This is a genomic window from Ruegeria sp. YTSC230 (assembly GCF_059609665.1).
The window spans coordinates 181886-204993 of record NZ_JBXWMC010000001.1; the positions used below are offsets into that span (position 1 = coordinate 181886).

A 23108-nucleotide genomic window follows, 5' to 3' on the forward strand; every position below is an offset into this window, starting at 1 on the left:
TCTACGCGCTAATGATTCGGTACAAACGAATCACCCATCCCTGCAGGAGCATTGAATGGCCGCCAAGGATACAAACGAAGACCGCAAATCCGACGAGCAGGAACAGGAAATCTCGCTGGACATGAGCCAGGCCAACGTCAAGAAAATGATCGCCGAGGCCCGCGAGAAAGGTTACATCACCTACGACCAGCTCAATCAGGTTCTGCCGCCTGATCAGGTCAGCTCGGAACAGATCGAAGACGTTATGTCGATGCTGTCCGAGATGGGCATCAACATCATCGAAGATGAAGAGGCCGAGGAAGAAGAGAACAAAGGCTCGACCGAACTGGTTGCCGCAGAAAGTAACCGAGAGGTTGCGCTGGCAGGTGCTGGTGCTGAAAAGCTGGATCGCACAGATGACCCGGTCCGCATGTATTTGCGTGAGATGGGCAGCGTCGAATTGCTGAGCCGCGAAGGCGAGATTGCCATCGCCAAGCGGATCGAAGCCGGGCGCAACACCATGATTGCCGGTCTGTGCGAAAGCCCGCTGACCTTCCAGGCGATCACCATCTGGCACGACGAATTGTTGTCCGAAGACATTCTGTTGCGCGACGTCATCGATCTGGAGGCCACGTTTGGCAACCAGTTAGACGAAGACGGGGATGTAGAAGAGCCGGTTGTCGATACTTCTGCGGTTCCGGCGGCAAAACCCGCCAAGGACACCGGCCCCGAGCTGGACGCCGACGGCAACCCGCTGAACAATGATGACGACGACGACGACGACGAGCAGGCCAACATGTCGTTGGCCGCGATGGAAGCCGCGCTGAAAGATCAGGTTCTGACCACGCTGGAACGGATCTCGACCGACTTCTCGATGCTGTCGGAAATGCAGGATAGCCGGATCTCGGCGACCCTGAACGAAGACGACACCTTCTCGGAAAAACAAGAGGCGACCTATCAACAGCTGCGGTCTGAGATCGTAGAACTGGTGAACGGTCTGCATCTGCACAACAACCGTATTGAAGCGCTTATTGACCAGCTGTACGGCATCAACCGTCGTATCATGTCGTTGGACAGCTCGATGGTGAAACTGGCGGATCAGGCGCGCATCAACCGTCGCGAATTCATCGACGCGTACCGCGGGCGCGAACTGGACCCGAACTGGCTGACCGAGATGGCAGAAAAACCGGGCCGGGGTTGGCAGATGTTCATCGAACGCTCGACCGCCAAGGTCGAGGAACTGCGCAACGATATGGCTCAGGTCGGTCAGTATGTCGGTCTCGACATCCCCGAATTCCGCCGCATCGTGCAGCAGGTCCAGAAGGGTGAAAAAGAGGCGCGTCAGGCCAAGAAGGAAATGGTCGAAGCCAACCTGCGCCTGGTGATCTCGATTGCCAAAAAGTACACGAACCGTGGCCTGCAATTCCTTGATCTTATTCAGGAAGGCAACATCGGCCTGATGAAGGCGGTCGACAAGTTTGAATACCGTCGCGGGTACAAGTTCTCGACCTATGCGACCTGGTGGATCCGTCAGGCGATCACGCGGTCAATCGCGGATCAGGCCCGTACGATCCGTATTCCGGTGCACATGATCGAAACGATCAACAAATTGGTCCGGACCGGTCGCCAGATGCTGCATGAAATCGGCCGCGAGCCGACGCCGGAAGAACTGGCCGAAAAGCTGCAGATGCCGCTTGAGAAGGTTCGCAAGGTGATGAAAATCGCCAAGGAGCCGATCAGCCTCGAAACACCAATTGGCGACGAGGAAGACAGCCAACTGGGCGATTTCATCGAGGACAAGAATGCCGTGCTGCCTTTGGACAGCGCCATTCAGGAAAACCTCAAGGAAACGACCACACGGGTTCTGGCCTCGCTCACACCGCGTGAGGAACGTGTTCTGCGGATGCGTTTTGGCATCGGCATGAACACCGACCATACGCTGGAAGAAGTAGGCCAGCAGTTCAGCGTGACCCGCGAACGTATTCGTCAGATCGAGGCGAAAGCACTGCGGAAACTGAAGCATCCCAGCCGATCGCGCAAATTGCGGTCTTTCCTGGATCAGTAATCAAAAAGGCGCCTCAAACGAGGCGCCTTTTTCTTATCCGTTCACGCGGTGATCACGGTGACCGGTTCAAACCTCAAATTGGCGAGAACTCACAAGGCAAGCGACGTTGCGGCCCCTATTTCTGCCTTGTCCACTCATGGGACAGGCCGGGGCGAGGCTGTGCCGCTGACGACCCCCGGCCACCCTTTCCGTGTTACGGTTCCAACCGAGTGCGGAATGTGCTGGGTGCCTGACCGGTCCAGCGTTTGAAAGCCGTAGAAAACGCAGGTTGATCCGCATAACCCAGCGAATAGGCGATTTCCGATAAGGGCATCCCGTTGGTGATAAAGGTCTGCGCCAGATCGCACCTCAAGTCTTCGACAATCTCACGATAGCTTGTGCCTTCATTGTTCAGCCGTCTGGCAAACGTGCGCGGGCTCATCCCAAGGTTCGAGGCTGCGTCGTCCGCCTGAATGATCGCGCCGGGCATCGACCGGGTGATCAGCCCCTCGACTTGCGCCCTGAGTTTTTGCGCGGGCTGGTCACTTTCGGCCTGAACCCTGTCGCCATATGACAGAAGATGCTCGCGCAGGGAGGGGTCATATGTCGGCACCGGCAGATCCAATGAAGACAGCGTCAGTATTATTTCCAACCGTTCTGCACCAAAGGACACAGGAAAGCCCGCTAGTTTCTGAAACTCTTTTCCGGCTTCGCCGACCTCGTGCTGAAAGCGGATTTCGATAGGAAAAAAACTTGTCTGCGTTAACGAGCGTATGCGGGCGAGTGCCGCGAAAATCAAAAATTCGGTACGACGGTGATATCGGGCAAAACTGGCATCCTTCCAGTCGGCTTCGATTGAAGCAAAATTTCCGGAAACGCGCAGACTGAAGAATAACGCCGGGTCTATCATCCCGTGAAACCGCGACGAGTTTTCGATCACCTGCTTCAGATCACGCGAGTATTTACTGATATACGCCGTCAGGCTGGAGGACGACATGAAGCCAAGCCCAGCACTGGCCGAAAAGGTGATGTCATTGAGCGCGTCGCAGGCGTAGCGGACAAACAACGCCTCTTTGTGCGCGCTATAGGCTGTTGCAGGTGGCGCAATGTCGCTGCGGCTCAGACCGGATTTGGCCAGCACGCGATCACCAATCGAAGGATCTTCTGCCCTTTGATCTAGTGTTTTGGACAACACTTGAATGCGGGCAATATCGACGTCCATGTTCAAACCCGAGTTAGCAGCGTATTTCAATTCGCGGCATTTGTTCCGGCCGCTGTCATCTATTCAAATAACAATGGCAGAATTTCGCAAGACTACATTGGGTGTCATACGTATTTTCCGCGTGCTGTCGGGTTAAGCCTTGTGGGGATGAGGTCAGAGCCCAGGAAACTTGTCGCGCAGATGACCCGAGGCTCCCCGACACATATCAATTCGCAAAAATGGCCCAGTGTCGCATTGCCCGGAATGCGCAGTGATGCGAATGTGCGTCAAAACGGGTTAACGAGCGTAACTGGCATGACCAGACTGGCAACAGATGCGGCGGATGGTCAGGATTTCATCGTCTTTGACGGCGAATGCGTTCTATGTTCTGGGTTTTTTCGTTTCATGGCCGCCCGGGACAAGGCGCAGCGGTTCAAATTTGCCACCGCGCAGTCGCCATTGGGGCAAAGGCTGTATTCTCACCTCGGACTACCGACGCGGGACTTTGAAACCAATCTCGTCGTTACCGATGGCGTGGTTCATCAACGGTTGGATGCTTTCGCAGCAGCGATGCGCAAGTTGCCGGGGTTTTGGTGGGTTCTTTCGGTCTGCAGGTTTCTTCCTCGCACCATCAAAGACCCGCTGTACTATGTAATCGCCAGAAACCGGTATGCAATCTTCGGACGTTCGCCGACCTGCATGATCCCGGACAAAACGCTGCAAGCTCGCTTTCTGCCAGAGGGGTTCTGAGTGCACCCTGATCCCTTTTTGCAAGCCTTGCCCGTGGGCACGAACCTGCCCAAGGCGCTGCAGGCCTTGCACAGCACGGGCGGATTTTATTCCGGGCGATGCTCGGTCACGCCGGGCAAGAGGTGGCTGGCCAAACTCGCGTTGCGCTTTGCCGGCATGCCGTCCGGGGGTGACGACATCCCGGTGGGTCTCAGGGTCGAGCAAGAGGGGAACGCTTGGATATGGACGCGCGATTTCGATGGTCACATCACCCGATCGCGGCTGACTTTGGACCAGGACCAGAGATGCGTCTGCGAGCAGTTTGGGCAGGTCTCCGTATGGTTAAAGCCGGTATTTGTACCCGAGAGGTTAGAGATCCAGATCAAGCGCCTCAGCTTGTTGCGAGTTCCTTTCCCGAAGGTGCTTCTGCCGCAATCAAAGACCGAGGAATGGCAGGATGATGAAGGACGGTTCCGGTTTGACGTGTCGGCCCGGATGCCGCTTGTTGGGGCTTTAATCCGGTATCAGGGCTGGCTAACGTTCGATCACGCGGGGACCCGCTTTGCCTGAATTGATTGTGAACCAGCTTTGCCCGGTAAGAATGTATACTATTTGAGAAATTACCTCGAAATGAATGAGAGTATGATTATGAAACAGGTTATGACATTGGCGGTTTCTGCCGCGATCTTGCTGTCTGTGCCCCTATCGTCGGCCTCGGCTGCGCGAAACGGATTTCAGACGGTTGCCGTCAACAGCAATATGTTCGAAGTGATCCCGCGGGCCCGTCAGGACGTGGACGGGTATTGGTGCGCGGCTGCAGACTTTGCGCGCCGGACTTTGGGTGCAGGTTGGCAGCAACGTATTTATGTGGTGCGCGGCTATGGTCCCAGCGAAGCAACGGGTCGCCGCACGGCCGTTCAATTCTCGCTGCAGCAACCTACAAACGTTGCCCAGCAAAGCAGTTCGATCTCAGTCGGTTTCAAGGCTGGCGAAAGCATGTCGGTTCAGGGGGCAAACGGACGTTGCAACATCCGCCCATTCCGCGACTGATCGAGGACTGATCGCCATATGCAGACCGAGTTTATTATTTCGACGAACGGACCAGGGTTGTACGAATTCACCCGGGACGTGCGCAACTGGCTTAACTCGGTCTCAGGCGATGGTTTGCTGACATTGTTCGTGCGGCATACGTCGTGTTCGCTGACCATTCAGGAAAACGCTGATCCTGAGGTGCAAACAGATCTGCACGCCTTTTTTGAACGTTTGGTGCCGCCGTCTGATAACCCAGTTATGGCCTATCTGCGCCATACGTACGAAGGCCCCGACGACATGCCCGCCCATATCAAGGCGGCACTTTTACCTGTATCGCTTTCTGTTCCCGTGTCTGCGGGGCAAACGGTGCTGGGAACATGGCAGGGTATTTACCTGTTTGAACACCGCACCGCAGCGCATGTGCGAAAGGTCGCGGCGCATTTCGCCTGACCCCTTTATCTTGCGGTGGAAATTTCCGACTACCCAAATCCTAGCGGCTACCCTATAGTTGTGGATAAGTAAGTCATAGTGCTTACAAAAAGAGGCGGAACCAGGGACGAGGAGACGGTGGATGCGCTGCCCGTTTTGCGGAAATATCGATACTCAAGTCAAAGATTCACGCCCGGCAGAGGACCATGCGGCCATTCGTCGGCGTCGGTTCTGTCCCGCGTGTGGGGGGCGGTTTACGACCTACGAACGTGTCCAGTTGCGCGATCTGGTGGTAATCAAAACCAACGGCAAACGCGAAGATTTTGATCGGGACAAGTTGGAGCGTTCGATCCGCATTTCGATGCAGAAACGCCCGATTGATCCGGAACGTATTGACCAGATGATTTCTGGTATCGTGCGTCGCCTGGAAAGCATGGGCGAGACCGACATCCCGTCCAGCAAAATTGGCGAGATCGTCATGGAAGCTCTGGCGCGGATCGACACCGTCGCTTATGTTCGCTTTGCGAGCGTATACAAGAATTTCCAGGCGGCCGATGACTTCGAGGAGTTTGTCCACGAACTGCGCCCGCCGCAGCCTTCGACGGACGAGTGAGCGAACCAGATAAGCGATACATGGCGCTTGCCCTGTCTTTGGGGCGGCGCGGTCAAGGGACGTGCTGGCCGAACCCAGCCGTCGGTTGCGTGATTGTGCGTGATGGGCGCATTGTGGGACGCGGCTGGACCCAGCCGGGTGGCCGCCCGCACGCCGAACCCCAAGCGCTGGCTCAAGCCGGAGACGCGGCGCGGGGTGCCACGGTCTATGTCACGCTTGAACCCTGCGCCCATCACGGTAAAACACCCCCATGCGCCGAGGGCCTGATCGCGGCGGGTGTGGCCCGCGTTGTCGCGGCTATCGAAGACAGCGATCCGCGTGTTGCAGGGCAGGGCTTTGCCATGCTGCGCGAGGCGGGGATCGAAGTTGTCACCGGTGTTCTGGCCGACCAAGCAGCCCAGGATCTTGCGGGGTTCTTCCTGAAAACCGAACAGGGGCGTCCTTTCGTAACCCTGAAACTGGCCAGCAGTTTTGATGGGCGCATCGCCACCGCCTCGGGGCATAGCCAATGGATCACTGGCCCAAAAGCGCGGCGTGCGGTGCATGCCATGCGTGCGCGTCATGATGCGGTGATGGTCGGGGCGGGCACCGCGCGCGCCGATGACCCATCCCTGACCGTTCGGGATATAGGGGTCGACGCTCAGCCTGTGCGAATTGTGGTCTCGCGCCATTTGGACATTCCCTTGTTGGGGCAGCTGGCGCGCACGGCTGCTGAGATACCCGTATGGCTATGTCACGGCCCATCCCCGGATGCCGAGCGAGCCCGCGCGTGGGACGGGCTTGGGGCGCAACTGCTGCCTTGTGCGCTGGACGATCACCAGATCGATGCAGCGGACTTGTTGCAGCAGTTGGGTAAAGCAGGTCTGACCCGCGTATTCTGCGAGGGCGGGGCGGCATTGGCGGCGTCGCTGCTTGCTGCGGATTTGGTCGATGAATTGGTCGGGTTCACCGCCGGGCTTGCGATCGGTGCCGAAGGGTTGTCAGCCATCGGCACGCTTGGGCTGGACAAGTTGGACAATGCCCCGCGTTTTGAATTGATCGAGACCCAGGTCATCGGGCCGGACATCCTGCACCGTTGGGCGCGGGCGCTGCGTTAACGACGCCAGATATGTGCATGGGTCGCGAATGCGCCTTGTAGTTTTGACAAAACTCGAAGCAGTGGACCGCCTGCGGGCGCCGCACCTTGTGACAGCCGTTCAACCGCAACTTCTACGGGGCAGGGCTCACCTGTCACAGGGTCCATATACCGGGGATAATCGATCAGCGTCGCGTGAACCAAACCTAAGACCGTTGGTCGTGCGCCCCTGCGGACTGGGACGGTTCCCAAATCGTTCGTCAGCCCCCAACCCGCATAAAAAGGCGCGCCCAGGGTGGTCACACTGACACCGCGCATCAAAGCCTCGAACCCTAGCAATGAGGTCATGGTCCAGACCTCCTGGACCTGCGACAGCAGAGCTGCCGGGTCGCAATGGGTGGCGATGACATCGGCGAGGTCTGCGGCCTCTACTGCCCCATCGCGCAAGCCCGCTTCGACATCGGGGTGCGGTTTGTAGATCAGGATGGCGTTTGGGTTTGCCTCGCGCACGGCGTGCAAAAGATCGGTATTTGTGCGAACAGTACTGGTGCCCAACTGGATTGAAGCATCGTCTTCGACCTGACCGGGGACGAGTATGCGATGCCCCTCAGGCAAATCCGGTGCGCCGACCCCTGTGTTGTACTTGGTGATTTGGGCGGACACGATTTGAGCGATCAGCCTTTCGGCACGCAATTCCTGATCTGGCCGCAGAGTTTCCCGTGCGGCAATAAACCCTTCCAGTTGGCTGGGATGCGTCGGGTCGTAATAGATCCCCTGATTGTCCGTTGCCAATGACAGGGGCGGTACAAGTTTTGCGCCCAGCCCGCGCGAGCGTAGAAAGCCATCCTCGACCCGGACGGCACTTTCCGTGCCCTTGGCTTTACTTGCCCAGACCATGTGAGGGCGATCTGACTGCGCTGGTTGATCGTCGGTGAAGCGGACCGTTTTCTCACGCCCAAACATCCGTTGCAGATGTTTGCGTTTCCACAGGCGCATACCCGAGGCGGTCCATCCCTTGTGATCCTGACGCCAGGCGCGGGTTCTCGCCTCAAGCGTGTCCAGAACAGTTTCCAACTCGCACAGCTGGTCCCGGTATGGATCGTACCAGGTTGGATAGAGGATCATCGCTGCAGCGAACAATTGCGCGCGCGTCAGGTTGCGTTGGCGGCGTGGCAGGTGTGCTTCATCCTGCGTCAGTCCCCAACCTGCATAGAAGGGCTGGCCAAAAACACGCGGCTTATGTCCGGCCAAAATCGCCTCGAACCCCATCTGTGAGGACAGGGTGTAAACGCCAACCGCACCTTCCAACAAAGCCCACGGACTAACCGGTGTGCTGATGACCGAGACGCGATCGGTTTGGTCAGCGGTGGTGAAATAGCCTGAACGATGCCCGGCGATGGTTTCGGGATGTGTCTTGATCAGAACTTTGGCGCCAGGATTCTCTTCCTGCGCCATGACCAGCATTTCGCGAAACCGGGCCTCATCCCCGGCGCTGGCCGTCACAGCCGCATCGTCGCGGACCTGATCCACCACCAGTACATAGCCGGGGTCAGGGGGCGGAGCGGTCAGATCAAAGGCCGAGTATTTGCTAAGATGCAGGTCGCGCATCCGTTCAATCCCGCCCCGTGCGCGGTTCAGCAGGGCGGTGTCGTCCAAGGGATCGGTGGCCAACAGCGTTTCCAGATCGGACGCCTGAGCCGCATCGAAATGTAAGCCGGATCGATCAAGCAACAGGCCAAGAGGCGGCTCTCCGCTGCGGCCATGATGCAAAGACCGAAGAAAGGCATCTTCGACGCGCAGCACTGGGGCATTATGCCGAGCCGCAACAGCAAGGCCGCGATGGGCCGTCGGGCTGTTGCCCCAAACTCCGACGGCATCACCGTCTTTGTGCAAGCCAATCCGGATGTCGTAACCGGACAGGGACAATATTCGGCGAATTCGGTGGGATGTCAGGAAACCACCATTGTAGACAAGCAGCCGGGTACGTTCAGACCCGGCTGTTGTTTCAGGCGACATCAGTTGCCTGTCAGCGTGGCGACATTGGCCAGGGGGGTAAGGCCACCGGAGATCAGGGAAATAGACTTGGTCCACTGCGCATATGGTGCTTCGGTCACGTAAATAGTGTCATCATCGCGAATGACGAAATCCCGTGCAATGAACAGACCGTTTGGTGCCGTCAGGTTTAGCAGGTAAATCATACGCTGATCGCCCTGCAGGTCCGGACGGCCCATCACCGAGCGTGCGATATCCTGACGTTCGTCACGCAAGATAAATATCCCCGTTGGATCGGAAGACAGCGACAGCAGGCCACCGACTTGCGCCAAAGCCTCAAGCGCCGAAAGGTCCTGCGTGTCAAACGCCACGCGCGACTGGCCGCCAGTTGCACCAAGGGCAATGTACGACCGGCTGTCCGCTTCGACCAGAATGCGGTCACCGCCGCGAAGGGCCACATCCAGCTTGGAATTGCTGAACAGGTCATCGTACCAGATGGTCCCTTTTTGGTTTCCGCGGATCAATGTCACGAGCGAAATGTCAGTACCACCTGATGCACCTACACCAGTTGATACACCTCCGGCCTCTGACAGCATGCCGGTCAACGTGCGGGTCGGGAGTTCGATTGGATAAATTCCCGGCGCCGCGACGCTTCCAGACACCGCGACAGTTGCGCCATCCCCGGCGGACCGGCGGACCTCGACCTGAGGGTCTGGCGTTTGATCCTGTAGTTTTGCAGTGATCACCTGACGCAGCTGCTCGGGTGTGTTTCCAGACGCACGCACACGTCCGGCATATGGCACAAAGATAAATCCGTCGGCGTCTACCTGAACTTCACTCAGCGTGGTCGAGGATCCGACTTCACCTGAAAGCAGGCCATCATCGACGTTTTCCCAGATCGTCAATCCCAACACGTCGCCAGGGCGAACGGTATCCGCCGTCAGGCTCTGCGCGCTGGTGAAGGAAGACGAAAAACCGAATTGGGGGATTTTGGATGTCGCTCGTGCGACCCTGTCATCCACCTCGACGACAAAGGCATTGCCACCATTTTCAACTGAACCCGCCAAAATCTCGGACTTGTTGGGGCCAGATTTAGGGAGCTGGCACGCGGCCAGCACGCCACATACAGCCACAAGGGCGGCCCCTCGCACCCAGCGAATTGGAAAGCACTGCACTGCCGATTATCCTCAGTCGTCTTTTGTTTGCGTCAACTTAGCTTGTTCGGGGTTCAACATCCAGCACCAACCAACCCAGCTTATTCGACGAGTTTCAACTGTGGCGTCGACGCCTCGTTGTCGGACAAAACGGACTGGTAGGGATCATGCGACTGCAACAGCATGTCGGCGGCGCGGCGCAGCAGTTGCCGTCGCCCACGCAGTGAATAAAAGCCGCCGGGTAACTGACTGGTTTTCAATAGAAATTGCCGGTAAGCCCGATAGGCCTCGTAGTCCGGTACGTCCGGATCGGTAAAGAACTGGGCAATGGGTTGCTGTGAAACAAACTCAGGTTTGTCGTAGACGGATTTTCCAAAACTGCGCAACGGGATTCCGCGCCACAGAACTTGTTGACCAGCCGTAGAGTTGATCGTCACTGCTGTGTTCGCGTCATCCAGCAATCCAGCCAGTTTGCCGCCGGGAACGTAGTGTACGCGATCCGCCACTTGGTGCGCGCGAGCTATTTCGCGCGCCCTGCGGCGCAGTGGCTCGCGATGGTTTTCCAGCGGATGTTCCTTCAGAACCAGAAGGTGATGGGCCGGAGCGCCTTTGGCAAAACCCGATATTACATGCTCCAGAAAATCCGACATGCAGGTATAATCTGAATGGGCCTGCACCGAGCTGTCATGACCCAGTTGCAACAAGGCCAGGTGATAGGGTGCGCCGTTTTGACGAACGCGCATGGTGGCCCAGCGACGCCTAATTCTGTGGAAAGGCATCAGCGCAAGCCGTTTGAAGTACAGGCGAAACTCTGTTGATACCGGCAATTCCCGGTGCGTCTTGAAGTTGGAGTACCTCCGGTTCAGGAACAGGACAAACCAGTGGTAAAGCGCACCGTAGAATATGTGTTGCCGCATATCGCCCCAATGGGACGGTGGCGGTGGAACTGGTGCCTCGGACTGGTCAAGCGCATCTTGCATCTGGGCGACGTCCAAAGACATCAACCGTGAGTGTCCATTTGATCCGTTCCGTTCGTAAGTGACCCACCACGGGCGCAGATACCCCTCTTCGAAGACATGGACAGTCACACCCACTTCGCGCGTAACATCCGCAGCTTTGGCATGAACCGGGCGGGTGTCGCCGTATAGAACGATATCTGTGACCGATCGTGACCGGATCAGTTCCCTAAGGGTTTCGGGCCATTGCTCGGAATTGTCCAAAAACGGGATGTAGGTGCTGCGATCAAACCAGAACGCTTCATCGCCCGCGTTAAACCCCACGCGCAAAACATCAGCCCCGGCGGCGCGCAAAGCGCGTGCCAGTGCGCTAAAGAAAGGGCCATGCGGTCCCTGCAAAAACAGGAATACACGGCGATGCGAGCGCGAGGCGAGTGGATGCATCCGGGACTGCTCTTTATCGTTTGGTACCAAAATTATGCCTGTATACATCAATCCAGGCAAGGCAGGGCTTGCCCGCAGCGTTTCTTGGGCTTACCTCGACGGTTACACATATGCACAGGTTATAAGCTAAGGGTGAAAGCAATGTTCACAGGGATCGTCACCGATATCGGAATTGTTACCGAGTTGGACCAGCAAGGGGATCTGCGTGCTCGGATCAAAACCGGCTATGACACTGCGGGTATTGATATTGGCGCATCCATCGCCAGTGACGGTGTCTGTCTGACTGTGATTGCCCTTGGGGATGATTGGTACGATGTGCAGATCAGCGCCGAGACGGTGTCGAAAACCAATCTGAACACATGGCAAGTTGGCAAACGCGTGAACCTTGAACGCGCCCTCAAGGTTGGGGACGAACTGGGTGGGCACATCGTTTCCGGCCATATCGACGGCGTGGCCGAGGTTGTTGCCCTGCAGGACGAAGGCGACAGCACCCGAGTAACGTTGCGCGCGCCCAAGGAATTGGCCCGCTTTGTCGCACCCAAGGGATCAGTTGCGCTGAACGGAACCTCGCTGACGGTCAATGACGTGGACGGTTGCGATTTCGGGATCAATTTCATCCCCCACACCAAAGAAGTGACAACCTGGGGCGATGTCTCGGTCGGTGATCAGGTGAACCTCGAGATTGACACGTTGGCGCGGTACGTCGCCCGTTTGGCCGAGATGTCCTGACCCAACGGTTTCGACGCCGCGTTTTGACGATCCGTGGCCGCAAGCGCTCTGGTATTTGAGCGCTTGGTGGTCTATCCAGCCGTCCAGACACGCTCTTGTGAAAGGCTGCCCCATGAGCTTTGAAACCCCCGGTCCCGTCGAGGCCCAGCTGCGCGACGCGATCAGTCCGATCGAAGATATCATCGAAGAGGCGCGCAAGGGCCGGATGTATATCCTAGTCGATCATGAAGATCGCGAGAACGAGGGTGATCTGGTCATCGCGGCCGAGTTTGCGGATGCTGAGGCGATCAACTTTATGGCCACCCATGGGCGCGGGTTGATCTGCCTGCCGATGACGGCAGAGCGCGTCGACGCCCTTGGCCTGCCGATGATGGCCGTGAACAACTCATCCCGTCACGAAACCGCTTTCACCGTGTCCATTGAGGCGCGCGAAGGCGTGTCAACCGGCATCTCGGCAGCAGATCGCGCGCTGACCGTTGAAACGGCGATCAACGAACAGAACACGATGGCGCACATCGCGACACCGGGTCATATCTTTCCGCTGCGCGCCAAGCGGGGCGGGGTGCTGGTGCGCGCCGGTCATACAGAGGCGGCGGTCGATATCTCTCGGCTTGCCGGGTTGAACCCCTCAGGGGTGATTTGCGAGATCATGAAGCCCGACGGCACCATGGCGCGCCTGCCTGATCTGGTCGCGTTCGCCAAAGAACATGACATGAAGATCGGCACGATCAGCGACCTGATCACGTATCGCTCGCGCAACGACAATCTGGTCGTCGAAACCTCGCGCAGGACTGTGACGTCAGAATACGGCGGCGAATGGGAAATGCGTCTGTTCACGGATCAGACACATGGCATCGAACATGTCGTCATGATCAAGGGTGACATCACCACGCCCGAGCCGGTTTTGACCCGAACCCATGCACTGCATGAAGCGCCTGATGTTCTGGGCCTGGGTCCAAAATCGCCGCAGGAACTGCCGCGTGCTATGGAAAAGATCGCCGCCGAGGGGCGTGGCGTGGTTTGCCTGTTTCGTGAACCGCGCAACGCGCTGTACGCAACCGATGACGAAGGCCCGCGCACCATCAAGCAAACCGGTCTTGGGGCGCAGATCCTGTCCAAGCTGGGCATCCAGGAACTGGTGTTGCTGACCGATACACCGGAAACGAAATATCTGGGTCTCGACGCGTTTGGAATCTCCATCGTCGGAACCCGTTCCATTCTCAAGGATGATTGATCGTGGCTGAACAAGACAAACATGGCGTACTGCCAACGCCGACATTCGACAAGCCTGTGAAACTATTGATCGTGGTGGCCCCGTTCTATCGCGCCATTGCCGACAATCTGGTTACTGGTGCCATGGCCGAGATCGAAGCCGCTGGCGGTACCTGCGAAGTTGTTGAGGTTCCGGGCGCGCTTGAAATCCCGACTGCCATCGCCATGGCAGATCGCCAGTGCAACTATGATGGCTACGTGGCGCTGGGCTGTGTCATTCGTGGCGAGACCACGCACTATGAAACGGTGTGCAACGACTCGAGCCGGGCGATCCAGTTGATGGGTCTGCAGGGTCTTCTTATTGGGAATGGTATCCTGACGGTCGAAAATGACGATCAGGCCGAAGTCCGCGCAAATCCTAAAAAGATGAATAAAGGTGGCGGCGCTGCAGCTGCGGCCTTGCATCTGATTGCACTCAGCCGTAAGTGGGGCTCTTCCAAAAAGGGCGTCGGGTTCAAGCCGCCGTCCGAGTCCATCCTTGTGGCGGGCGACAACAACGGACCCACGACAGCATGACCCAGACAGACGCGCCGAAACCGGCCAACCAGAAACGCCTGATGAAATCCGCCGCCCGGCTTTATGCCGTGCAGGCGCTGTTCCAGATGGAGCAATCGGGCCAAACGACGGAAGCAGTCGTGAACGAGTTTTTGGATCATCGGTTTGGCGCTGTCTATGAGGGTGAGGAAATGCTGGACGGCGATATCCGCGTGTTCCGCAAGTTGGTTGAAGACGCAGTGAATTTTCAGGCATCGATTGACCAGATGACCGACCGCGCTTTGGTCGCCAAATGGCCCATCGCGCGCATTGACCCGACCCTGCGCGCCACCTTCCGTGCAGCCGGGGCCGAACTGACCCAAGGCGATACGCCACCAAAGGTCGTCATCACCGAGTTCGTTGATGTGGCGCGCGCGTTCTTCCCGGAAGGTAAAGAACCGAAATTCGTCAACGCAGTTTTGGATCACATGGCCCGCGAAGCACAGCCAGAGGCGTTTTGAGTTAAGCCTTAGTCCAGATGAATAAGGCGCAGCCACACAAAGCGCTGCGCCTGAAATCTAACAATACGCTTGTTCAAACAAGTCTTCGGCCTCCACCACTCACAGTTTTTCCCAACGACACCAACATTTTACCGGAACGTAGCCGGCGTGCCACCTATCGATTCCGATAGCCCGACGGATTGATCAGGCCAAGTTGCATCGCACGGACCAGTGCGGATTCTCGGGTCGGGGCTCTCAATTTTTCGCGCGCATTCTTCAAATGGGTTCGTACCGTTATTTCCGAAAGGTTCAACAGTTCGGCGATTCTGTCGTTCCGGTGCCCAAGAGCCAAAAGGTTCAGGACCTGCAGCTCTCGTGGCGTCAGGTCCGGAGCGGTTGGAGCAATGCTGGCGATGTCGTACACACGACCGTGATTGCTGGGGATATCCGATCCCAGATTGGTGGCCAAGACGGTTGCCAGGACACGCATTTCGCGCTGCCGTTCAGTCATCTGAACCTGGGCGTCCGCTCTGTCCGATGACAGAACCACGAGCTTGGCCTCGTTGTCGGGGCAGGGAACCACCAGAGAGTAAAGGTGGATATATCCGGCCTTTTCCAGATCGTGATTCAGACCCAGCGCCTTGATGGAATGGCCGTCCGCGGGCCGGAGGCTTGCGGCCTGCACGTAGAGGCTTTCCTTGCCATTTTGAACCTGCGCCAGCATCGGATCTGCTTCGGCGTAACCTTGGCTGTCATAGCGGTTCAGCCAACCTTTGGACATTGAACTTCGAACCCAATGAATTGCGCCAGTCTCGGGTGTAAAACAAAGCATGTTCAGGGCGTTAAACCCGATCTCATTCAGACGGTCTAACGTGAACTCCCAACGTTCCTGATCATCATGGCGCAATGACAGCTCTTCGAGAAGATCAAGCGTGAACAGGCTGAGGGCATTCATAGAGACTCCGAATATAGTGTCGCACCCGTTGAGGCTGCAGTTTACTCAGCACGACCATGCGCTATCATCACGGTATCAGACAAGGAGCTTTGTCGTGCCCAAACTGATCCGCCTTTACATCACGCAAGTTGCATGGGGATTTGTCATCTCAGCCCTGTTTGTCGGGGTGCTGCTGGCGCTGAACGTGGCCAACTTGCGCGGCCTGATTTTCGGATCCGAGATCGGGTTAATCGCTCTGGCAATGATCTGGTTCATGAATGGCATTGTTTTCGCCGGTGTTCAGTTCGCTTACGCGATCATGAGTATGGCGGAAAAGCCGCAGGGCCCTAGACGCGGTACACCTATTGCGGCCAAATTCGAACCCGCCCGCGTGGCGGTGGACAAGGGCTAAGCCGACCTATTTCGGAAAATGAAGACTCTCCCAGACCGGGCGAGGGATAAGTTCATGTGGCGGGACCGCCAGTCAACCGTGCGGTGTGATTCCCGAGGACCTGTATGTACAGGTGGGCGCCAGGTAATCAGGCCAGGACCTGAACAGAGCCAGCCCCCTCGGAATTGCTTAAGGCCACCAGAATGCTACCAATCACAAGAAGGGCAGAACCCGCCACGGGCCTAAGTAGGGGTTGCGGCGGGTTTGCACAAGGGGTCAGGCGTCAACAGTTTCGTGCAGCGCATTGCGCATCTTGCCCAAATGTTCGTCCCAACCGTCATCGAGTGCAAGGATCAGGCCAAATGCCTCTGCGCCTTGCGGCAGCCCTTCGTGAACCAAACCCAGCCGGGTACCGCCCGGTACCGGGTCCAGCGTCCATTTTACGACACTAACAGCGTCTCCCATGGGTTTGATGGTAAATGTATATTCGAGATATTCGGGCGGACGGGCAGCGCGTACCTCACCCCAGATCAGAAGATCGCCACTGGATGTACCGAACATCTCAAGCTTCTGACCGGCGGCCAACGGACGCTCTGGTTTGTGAAACCACTCTGCCAAGCGGGCGGGTTCGGTCAAATAGGCCCATACGGTTTCCGGCGTGGCCCTCAGGAAAATCTGTTTTTGCAGAACTGCATTCGTCATTTTTTATTCCTTTCAATAGCTTCCTTCAGACTATTCAGGCGATCATCCCAGAACTGGTCAAAATAGCTGAACCAGTCGAGGATGGGGGCCAATCCGTTCGGCTCCAGCCGGTTAATGCGCTCGCGTCCACGCGCCTCGACGGTGATGAGGCCACCGTCGGAAAGAACGTTCAGGTGCTTTTTGACCGCTGCACGGGTCATATCGAACTGATCGGTCAGCTGAGCGATCGTCATGTCGCCAGAGGCAAGGATTTGGACAATCTCCCGTCGGGTTGGGTCCGCAAGGGCGCGGAACGCGTTTTGAATTTGCGTCTGCATTGGTCACCTCAATAGTGATACCATTTGGTATTGCAATTTATGAGATACCATATGGTATCATGTCAAGGGTCTTTCAGGCGCTTGATTTTTGTTCACCAATTGTTCACATTTCAGGAATGACACTGGATTTACAGCCCGGACAAAAACTGGCCCGTGGGGTTTCGCGCCACTTGTTGGCGCATGGCTTTGTATCTGTTGAGGAATTTGTCCCCACCCGCGGTTTGCGCGTCGACGTCATGGGATTGGGCCCCAAGGGGGAACTGTGGGTGATCGAGTGCAAATCTAGCCGCGCAGATTATCTGACGGATTCCAAATGGCAGGGGTATCTGGATTGGTGTGATCGCTTTTTCTGGGCCGTCGATACCGATTTCCCAACCGATCTGTTGCCCGAGGAAACCGGGCTGATCATCGCAGATGCATATGACGCCGAAATTATCCGAATGGCACCGGAAGATAAGCTGGCACCTGCGCGGCGCAAGAAGATGATTCAGAAGTTTGCAACAGATACAGCCCGCAGATTGCAGGCATTGCGTGATCCAAGAATTTGAACTGTCAGTCTTTTACGATCCGGGCAGCTTGCACAGCGGCGAGGATTTCGTCCGCGATTTCTTCCGCTTCTTCAGGTTCGAAATCCATCGGAATTTCGACGCCGTCGGCCTCGATGAACAGGCGCACCATGCCGTGGTCGGTCGGGCCGATCTGAAGGTTTGCCTGAATGTCACGTTCGGTGTTGATGCCCATTTGCGCCTCCGGGACTGAGCGTTCCTGCTAGCGCGCAAAGGGTTGAGAATCAAGCCGCCTTTGAGGTCAGGTAAGGTATGAATGATATTCTGATCAGACCATTTCGGCCAGATGATGCGCCCTGGTTGGTCGAACAGCACGGTCGCCTCTATCAGCTAGACGAGGGGTTTGATGACACTTTCGCGCCCCTCGTTGAACGGATTCTGGCGGAATTCGTTGACGCGCACGATCCGACACGAGAGCGGGGCTGGATCGCGGAGCAGGGTGGCGCGCGCCTTGGCAGTATCTTTTGTGTCGCGCTGAACGACCACACCGCAAAATTGAGGTTGTTTCTGTTGATGCCAGAGGCCCGTGGACAGGGCTTGGGTAAACGCATGCTCAACACATGCACGGGGTTCGCCCGCGATTCTGGTTATCGTGATATGGCCTTATGGACCCATGAAAGCCATCGGGCAGCTTGTGCACTTTACAGGGCTTCCGGATGGCAATTAACCGGCAGCAAAAAGGTTCATTCCTTTGGCTGTGATCTTGTCGAACAAAGCTGGGAAATTCGTCTTTAATTCTCTTGCATTCCCTGCGCGTGTTCGGTACATCGCCCCTCACGAGTGCCGCCTTAGCTCAGTTGGTTAGAGCGCTGGATTGTGGATCCAGAGGTCGCCGGTTCGAATCCAGCAGGCGGTACCATTTTCCCTTATTCATAACGCTTTCTCAGTACTTTCCTGAGATTCGCGGCAAGAAAAAACCGGGCCAAAAACAAGCCCGGCTGCCGAATTGTGTGGTTGCCTGACTTAGCGCGCCAGGTTCAGACGGAACCTCATCTTGGCCTTTCTGGCCGCTGGCAAGTGGCGGTTCAGTCGTTTGTTGATCAGCCCGAACACCCCGACCACCACCAGCGTCAGCAGGATGAAGTAGAAGGCCAAGATCGGGTAGGGGATGAACGGATTGAACGTCTTGTCGGCGAAATAGCTGGCGTAGTACAGCGCGTCGCCACGTTGCTGCCAGGCGGGGAAGGCCGAGAAGAAGACCAGCGTGGTGGCGTGAAACAGGAAGATTGCTTCGTTCGTATAGGCAGGCCAGGCCAGACGCAGCATGGTGGGCCAAATGATCCGGCGGAATCGCGACCAACCGGACATGCCATAGGCATCAGCGGCCTCGATATCACCCTTGGGGATCGAGCGAAGCGCGCCATAGAAGATCTCGCCGGTATAGGCGGCGGTGTTCAGGAACAGAACGATCAACGCCCCCAGCCATGCCGATGTCAGGGCGTCGAACATCGGGTAAGATTTCTTCAGCGACAGGAAGAAGAAGTAGGCAAAGAAGAACTGGATGAACAGCGGCGAGCCGCGGAAGATAAAGATGAACCACTCGGACGGCTTGCGCAGCCATTTGTTGGTGGATGCTTTGCCCATTGCCACGGCGGTTGCCAGAAAGAACCCGGTGACCAGTGCCATGATGCCGAAATAGATATTCCAGATCATGCCTGAACCAATCAGGGTGAATTGCTCGCACAGGGTAAAGTCGTTGCGCGGCAGTAGCCGCTCACCAAGGCCCAGGGAACGCAGGCCATAATCCTGAATTGTCTGGATGCAGCTCATGCGGTGGTCTCCTTGCGCAGAAGCTCTCCACCTGATGTGGCCTGTCCATGGGACAGGCGGCGCATCAGCTTTTCAAGCCCGATTTCCGAGACGCGGGTCATGCCGAGGTAGAAGATCAGCAGAGCCAGGAAGTACCACATGCGCCAGTCGCCATGGGGGTATTGGGTGAATTTCGTGGTTTTCGTGCCGCCCAATTCGCGGGCCCAATAGACGATGTCTTCGATGCCCAGCAGGAACAGCAGTGGCGTGGCTTTGATCAGCACCATCCACAGGTTCGACAGACCGGGCAGGGCGTAAACCCACATTTGCGGCACGAGGATGCGCCAGAATGTCTGGCCGGGGGACAGGCCATATGCGGCTGCTGTTTCCAGCTGGGCATGGGGAACCGCCCGCATGCCGCCGAACAACACGTTGGCCGCAAAAGCGCCGAAAACGATCGAGAATGTGATGACTGCGAGGAAGAAACCATAGGTCTCATGCACAAATTCCGGCGCGGTGCTGAGCGGAAGTTTTGCCGACTGGCAAACGATGAAGTCGTTGCCCTGGCGGATCGGGTCCGGCCAATCGGGGCAAAGGATCTTATGGCGCGTCCATTCAAAAGCCTGATCCAGCGCGATCACAAAGAACATGAAGAAGGCGATGTCCGGCACACCCCGTACAATCGCGATATAGCCTTTGCCCAGCCAGCTGACGGGGGGGATATGCGAGCGGGCGGCCATGGCACCAACGAACCCGAAACTCAACGCCACGGGCGCCGTGACGGCCAGCAACAGCAGAACCTTCAGGAACGAAAGGTAGAACGACCAGTGTACGCCGTTGGTGAGGTAGCAGGAAAACCAGCGGAACGTGCCCAGCGTATCGGGATCAGTGCAAAACGAGAAAATGGCGGGCCTCTTGAGGTGCTAAGGCTCAGGGGCGGCGCGCCCCGGTATTGGGGCGCGCAACCTGATTCAGATCAGAAGGTCGAGGACACTTCCCATTTGGTGATCAGCTCGTTCAGGCTGCCGTCGTCCTTCATGGACTGGATGGCAGTGTTGAGCTTCTCTTTCAGATCACCGTCCGACTCGCGCACACCGATGCCGACACCACCGCCCAGCGGGACATCTTCGGCGACAAAGCGCAGGTCCGCGTCTTCATCTGCAATCGGCGCAAGGAAAGACTTATCGGCCAGAACGGCGTCAGCTTCGCCATTGCGCACGGCTGCGATGGTTTCTTCGGGGCTGGCGAACTCGACCAGAGTTGCACCGGATTCAGCAATGTAACCGGCCTGAATGGTGCCGGTCTGTGCCGCAACAACGCCGTTCGCGACATCTACGTCGTCGGAGGTTGCAACATAAGCCGACGGATCTGGCGGCGTGTAGTTCTGAGTGAAATCAATCACTTCGTCGCGCTCGTCAGTGATCGACATGCCCGCGATGATGACGTCATAGTTGCCCGACACCAGGTTCGGAATGATCGAATCCCAGTCGTTCTTGACCCATTCGCATTCCAGGTTTGCGCGCTTGCACAGCTCGTCACCCAGCTCACGCTCAAAACCGTCGATCTCGCCGGCGTCATTGATGAAGTTCCACGGAGGGTAGGCGCCCTCGGTGCCCATGCGGACCGTATCGGCCATGGCCATACCGGCGCTCAGCGCCAGTGCTGCTGTGGTCAGAATCAGGTTTTTCATTGTTACTCCCCTTTTTGGTTCTGTCCTGAATTTATGCCGCCATGGTGGCGGAGAGAAAACCCTGAAGTCGCGTGGATTCAGGGGTCGTAAAGATGTCTTCCGGCAGGCCTTCTTCTTCGATGAGGCCTTGATGCAAAAACACCACATGGCTTGAGATATCGGCAGCCATTTTCATATCGTGTGTCACGATGATCATGGTGCGGCCCTCGGCGGCCAGATCCTTGATCACTTTGATTACTTCCTGTTCCAGTTCGGGGTCCAGCGCCGAAGTCGGTTCGTCGAACAGCAGGGCCTGAGGCTCCATGCACAGGCCGCGCGCAATCGCGGCGCGTTGCTGCTGACCGCCTGACAGTTGCGCGGGATACGCGTCGCATTTGTCGCCGATGCCGACCTTTTCCAGATACCTACGGGCGCTGTCTTCAGCCTCGGCCTTGTCGCGGCCCATGACGGTCACGGGGGCCTCCATCACGTTTTGCAGGATGGTCATATGGGCCCACAGATTGAACTGCTGAAACACCATCGACAGGTTTGTGCGAATACGCAGGACCTGTTTGGGATCGGCCGGACGGCGGTTATGTGCGTTACCAGTCCAGCGGACAGGTTCGCCCTTGAACAGAATCTCGCCCTCTTGGCTGTCTTCCAACAGGTTGCAGCAGCGCAGAAGCGTCGATTTGCCAGAACCGGACGAACCGATGAGTGAGACGACATCACCGCGTCTGGCGGTGATATCCACCCCTTTCAATACCTCAAGATTGCCAAAGCTCTTGTGTAGGTTCTTGATCTCGATGACCGGAGTGGAATCTGTCACGGGTGGTCCAGCTGCTATTGGTGTTGGTGCGGTACTAGGGCTGAAATTTCAGAGCAATGCAATGCGCAAATGACACGGAACGGGCCACAAACTGTCAAAATGACCAGACGTTCTGACCAAAGTGGTCACGGATCGATCAATTTGGCAGCCTCAGGGGTCGGGTCGGGAACGGCAAGGTAATGCTCGGCTGGAATGTCGATCAGACCACGCAAGTGCAGCATCTTTTGGTCGGCAGGGGAAAGATCGTTGATGGCTGCACGAACCGCCTTTGCAATCTGGGGCGCATCCTGACTATTGGCCGTGATGTAGGGCAGGGCGGGCGAAGGTTCCGTTGCTGCGACCTCGCGAAGCTCAGTCCCCAAATTCGAGTGTTCCTTGAGTAATTCCCACGTAAGCGCATCCAGCGCGGCATAATCCGCGCGGCCTTCCGCAACAGCGGCTGCCGAAAGCGCATGACCGCCGGTTTCCAACACTGAACTTGGAAGGCGGCTGTGACGTGACAGATGAACCATGGGCGCAGCCCAACCGGACTGAGAAAGCGATTCATTGTAAGCAAAGGTGCCGTCGGCAAGCTGGTCCAGATCGCGGGTATCGTCTCTTCGGGCCACGATAACAGACCGGTAGTACCCGGGCGGACAGCCTGCCAGACCGTAGTCCGGCGTGCCGACAAGCTGAACCATCCCATACAATCGGGTGCGGTAAGGCATGCCACACGTCTGAGAAAAAACTAGGTCGGGGCTATGCCAGACATCCCAAACGTCAGCGCCACGTGTCAGATGCGCGGGGCCAAATCCAAGATGCGCCCGAATCGACGACCAGAACCGATCATTGGCTGGTTGCAGCGCGGGCATGTCATACATGCCCAGCATTGCAATCACGATTTGGCTGCCTTTTGCCGGGCCAGGGCAGAATCGACATCGCTGACACCCATCAGGCTGACTACGAGACGCAGCAGCGAATCTTCTTCGCCGGTCCGATGCCCATCGGCCAGTGCGACCGACCACATCGCCTGAACCACGGCCAATCGGTCATCATAAGCGACAGCCTCTTTGATCGCGCGGGTAAAGCGGACGGTATCGGGGGCTTCGGCTTCTAGATCTTCGGCGCTGGCGCGAAGGGCTGCGGCCTCAAAAGGGGACAGGCCATAGCGTTCCGCCGATATCCGGTCGATTCGTGCCATTTCCGTGTCGGCATAGTCGTTGTCGGATCTGGCGATGCGTACCAGAAGGGCCGTAAGGGCCAAACGGGCGTCGTTATCGGCAAGTGGGTCGGGCTGCGGCTGCGTGAGCCGGGACAGAAAATCGCTGAACATGAATTGGTTATAGAAG

General features: G+C 57.2%; 28 protein-coding genes and 1 tRNA gene. 15 read left to right on the forward strand and 14 right to left on the reverse strand.

Going from position 1 to position 23108, the window contains the following annotated elements; genetic code table 11:
* The first annotated feature begins 55 nt into the window (after positions 1 to 55).
* Positions 56 to 2044, forward strand: coding sequence for an RNA polymerase sigma factor RpoD (gene rpoD, locus AC2FD9_RS00840; protein ID WP_496834920.1), 1989 nt, complete (start codon positions 56 to 58; stop codon positions 2042 to 2044).
* A 193-nt stretch (positions 2045 to 2237) separates the two neighbouring features.
* Here the strand turns inward: rpoD and AC2FD9_RS00845 are convergent, their stop codons facing one another.
* Positions 2238 to 3245 carry a helix-turn-helix domain-containing protein gene (locus AC2FD9_RS00845; protein ID WP_496834922.1) on the reverse strand — a complete coding sequence of 336 codons (1008 nt, stop codon included), beginning with the start codon at positions 3243 to 3245 and terminating at the stop codon, positions 2238 to 2240.
* A 180-nt stretch (positions 3246 to 3425) separates the two neighbouring features.
* Here AC2FD9_RS00845 and AC2FD9_RS00850 point away from each other — a divergent pair, with 180 nt between their 5' ends.
* From AC2FD9_RS00850 to ribD, 6 genes are all read left to right on the forward strand, one after another.
* Positions 3426 to 3974, forward strand: a complete 549-nt coding sequence (locus AC2FD9_RS00850; protein WP_496834923.1) for a thiol-disulfide oxidoreductase DCC family protein — start codon at positions 3426 to 3428, stop codon at positions 3972 to 3974.
* Positions 3975 to 4523: a DUF4166 domain-containing protein gene (locus AC2FD9_RS00855; protein WP_496834924.1), complete on the forward strand. Its 549-nt coding sequence runs from the start codon at positions 3975 to 3977 to the stop codon at positions 4521 to 4523.
* A gap of 78 nt (positions 4524 to 4601) precedes the next feature.
* A complete protein-coding gene (locus tag AC2FD9_RS00860) occupies positions 4602 to 5003 on the forward strand; it encodes a hypothetical protein (protein ID WP_282118790.1) in 402 nt (133 codons plus the stop codon).
* An 18-nt stretch (positions 5004 to 5021) separates the two neighbouring features.
* Positions 5022 to 5435, forward strand: coding sequence for a secondary thiamine-phosphate synthase enzyme YjbQ (locus AC2FD9_RS00865; RefSeq protein WP_282118789.1), 414 nt, complete (start codon positions 5022 to 5024; stop codon positions 5433 to 5435).
* A gap of 121 nt (positions 5436 to 5556) precedes the next feature.
* Complete coding sequence (gene nrdR / locus AC2FD9_RS00870; protein ID WP_058274803.1) at positions 5557 to 6027, forward strand: transcriptional regulator NrdR; 471 nt, start codon at positions 5557 to 5559, stop codon at positions 6025 to 6027.
* Positions 6024 to 7124, forward strand: coding sequence for a bifunctional diaminohydroxyphosphoribosylaminopyrimidine deaminase/5-amino-6-(5-phosphoribosylamino)uracil reductase RibD (ribD, locus tag AC2FD9_RS00875; RefSeq protein WP_496834926.1), 1101 nt, complete (start codon positions 6024 to 6026; stop codon positions 7122 to 7124). The genes nrdR and ribD overlap by 4 nt, the downstream gene beginning before the upstream one ends.
* On the opposite strand, the gene AC2FD9_RS00880 is transcribed toward ribD, so the two are convergent.
* The 3 genes from AC2FD9_RS00880 to AC2FD9_RS00890 form a co-directional block, all read right to left on the reverse strand.
* The gene (locus AC2FD9_RS00880; protein ID WP_496834928.1) at positions 7121 to 9118 is read right to left on the reverse strand and encodes a capsule polysaccharide biogenesis protein; all 1998 of its coding nucleotides are present in this window, start codon (positions 9116 to 9118) and stop codon (positions 7121 to 7123) included. The two genes, ribD and AC2FD9_RS00880, sit on opposite strands and share 4 nt — an antisense overlap.
* Positions 9118 to 10269: a polysaccharide biosynthesis/export family protein gene (locus AC2FD9_RS00885; protein WP_282118786.1), complete on the reverse strand. Its 1152-nt coding sequence runs from the start codon at positions 10267 to 10269 to the stop codon at positions 9118 to 9120. The genes AC2FD9_RS00880 and AC2FD9_RS00885 overlap by 1 nt, the downstream gene beginning before the upstream one ends.
* A gap of 80 nt (positions 10270 to 10349) precedes the next feature.
* Positions 10350 to 11648 carry a capsule polysaccharide biogenesis protein gene (locus AC2FD9_RS00890; RefSeq protein ID WP_496834930.1) on the reverse strand — a complete coding sequence of 433 codons (1299 nt, stop codon included), beginning with the start codon at positions 11646 to 11648 and terminating at the stop codon, positions 10350 to 10352.
* Between the two features lie 141 nt (positions 11649 to 11789).
* Here AC2FD9_RS00890 and AC2FD9_RS00895 point away from each other — a divergent pair, with 141 nt between their 5' ends.
* The 4 genes from AC2FD9_RS00895 (at position 11790) to nusB (ending at position 14644) form a co-directional block, all read left to right on the forward strand.
* A complete protein-coding gene (locus AC2FD9_RS00895) occupies positions 11790 to 12377 on the forward strand; it encodes a riboflavin synthase (protein WP_496753568.1) in 588 nt (195 codons plus the stop codon).
* 112 nt (positions 12378 to 12489) lie between these two features.
* Entirely contained in the window at positions 12490 to 13611 is a 1122-nt protein-coding gene (ribB, locus tag AC2FD9_RS00900) for a 3,4-dihydroxy-2-butanone-4-phosphate synthase (RefSeq protein WP_282118783.1), read from the forward strand.
* Positions 13612 to 13613: 2 nt separating this feature from the next.
* On the forward strand, positions 13614 to 14165 hold the full coding sequence (locus AC2FD9_RS00905; RefSeq protein ID WP_058277314.1) for a 6,7-dimethyl-8-ribityllumazine synthase: 552 nt from the start codon (positions 13614 to 13616) through the stop codon (positions 14163 to 14165).
* A complete protein-coding gene (gene nusB, locus AC2FD9_RS00910; RefSeq protein WP_496834934.1) occupies positions 14162 to 14644 on the forward strand; it encodes a transcription antitermination factor NusB in 483 nt (160 codons plus the stop codon). Before AC2FD9_RS00905 ends, nusB begins: the two co-directional genes overlap by 4 nt.
* 154 nt (positions 14645 to 14798) lie before the next feature.
* Here nusB and AC2FD9_RS00915 read toward each other — a convergent pair whose 3' ends face one another.
* The gene (locus AC2FD9_RS00915; protein ID WP_496834936.1) at positions 14799 to 15578 is read right to left on the reverse strand and encodes a response regulator transcription factor; all 780 of its coding nucleotides are present in this window, start codon (positions 15576 to 15578) and stop codon (positions 14799 to 14801) included.
* Between the two features lie 94 nt (positions 15579 to 15672).
* Between AC2FD9_RS00915 and AC2FD9_RS00920 the strand changes: the two genes are divergently transcribed.
* Positions 15673 to 15969 carry a hypothetical protein gene (locus tag AC2FD9_RS00920; protein ID WP_282168594.1) on the forward strand — a complete coding sequence of 99 codons (297 nt, stop codon included), beginning with the start codon at positions 15673 to 15675 and terminating at the stop codon, positions 15967 to 15969.
* 255 nt (positions 15970 to 16224) lie between these two features.
* Here the strand turns inward: AC2FD9_RS00920 and AC2FD9_RS00925 are convergent, their stop codons facing one another.
* Positions 16225 to 16650 (reverse strand): SRPBCC family protein, encoded by a 426-nt coding sequence (locus AC2FD9_RS00925; protein ID WP_058277311.1) that lies wholly within the window; start codon positions 16648 to 16650, stop codon positions 16225 to 16227.
* Entirely contained in the window at positions 16647 to 16967 is a 321-nt protein-coding gene (locus tag AC2FD9_RS00930) for an ArsR/SmtB family transcription factor (protein ID WP_496834939.1), read from the reverse strand. Before AC2FD9_RS00930 ends, AC2FD9_RS00925 begins: the two co-directional genes overlap by 4 nt.
* A 116-nt stretch (positions 16968 to 17083) precedes the next feature.
* On the opposite strand from AC2FD9_RS00930, the gene AC2FD9_RS00935 reads away from it, so the two are divergent.
* Entirely contained in the window at positions 17084 to 17515 is a 432-nt protein-coding gene (locus AC2FD9_RS00935; RefSeq protein WP_058274815.1) for an MmcB family DNA repair protein, read from the forward strand.
* 4 nt (positions 17516 to 17519) lie between these two features.
* Here AC2FD9_RS00935 and AC2FD9_RS00940 read toward each other — a convergent pair whose 3' ends face one another.
* Positions 17520 to 17708: a DUF6324 family protein gene (locus AC2FD9_RS00940; protein WP_058274816.1), complete on the reverse strand. Its 189-nt coding sequence runs from the start codon at positions 17706 to 17708 to the stop codon at positions 17520 to 17522.
* Between the two features lie 77 nt (positions 17709 to 17785).
* Between AC2FD9_RS00940 and AC2FD9_RS00945 the strand changes: the two genes are divergently transcribed.
* Both AC2FD9_RS00945 and AC2FD9_RS00950 read left to right on the forward strand, forming a co-directional pair.
* Positions 17786 to 18268, forward strand: a complete 483-nt coding sequence (locus AC2FD9_RS00945) for a GNAT family N-acetyltransferase (RefSeq protein ID WP_496694983.1) — start codon at positions 17786 to 17788, stop codon at positions 18266 to 18268.
* A 47-nt stretch (positions 18269 to 18315) separates the two neighbouring features.
* A tRNA-His gene (locus AC2FD9_RS00950) sits at positions 18316 to 18392 on the forward strand.
* Positions 18393 to 18496: 104 nt separating this feature from the next.
* Here AC2FD9_RS00950 and AC2FD9_RS00955 read toward each other — a convergent pair.
* From AC2FD9_RS00955 to AC2FD9_RS00980, 6 genes are all read right to left on the reverse strand, one after another.
* Positions 18497 to 19303: an ABC transporter permease gene (locus tag AC2FD9_RS00955; RefSeq protein ID WP_282118774.1), complete on the reverse strand. Its 807-nt coding sequence runs from the start codon at positions 19301 to 19303 to the stop codon at positions 18497 to 18499.
* A complete protein-coding gene (locus tag AC2FD9_RS00960; protein WP_496835496.1) occupies positions 19300 to 20187 on the reverse strand; it encodes an ABC transporter permease in 888 nt (295 codons plus the stop codon). The genes AC2FD9_RS00955 and AC2FD9_RS00960 overlap by 4 nt, the downstream gene beginning before the upstream one ends.
* Before the next feature lie 71 nt (positions 20188 to 20258).
* Positions 20259 to 20972, reverse strand: coding sequence for a transporter substrate-binding domain-containing protein (locus AC2FD9_RS00965; RefSeq protein WP_058276110.1), 714 nt, complete (start codon positions 20970 to 20972; stop codon positions 20259 to 20261).
* Between the two features lie 31 nt (positions 20973 to 21003).
* Positions 21004 to 21780, reverse strand: a complete 777-nt coding sequence (locus tag AC2FD9_RS00970) for an ABC transporter ATP-binding protein (RefSeq protein ID WP_058274821.1) — start codon at positions 21778 to 21780, stop codon at positions 21004 to 21006.
* A gap of 125 nt (positions 21781 to 21905) precedes the next feature.
* A complete protein-coding gene (locus AC2FD9_RS00975; protein ID WP_496834942.1) occupies positions 21906 to 22658 on the reverse strand; it encodes a phosphate/phosphite/phosphonate ABC transporter substrate-binding protein in 753 nt (250 codons plus the stop codon).
* Positions 22655 to 23092, reverse strand: coding sequence for a tellurite resistance TerB family protein (locus AC2FD9_RS00980; protein WP_282168589.1), 438 nt, complete (start codon positions 23090 to 23092; stop codon positions 22655 to 22657). The genes AC2FD9_RS00975 and AC2FD9_RS00980 overlap by 4 nt, the downstream gene beginning before the upstream one ends.
* Positions 23093 to 23108: the final 16 nt, after the last annotated feature.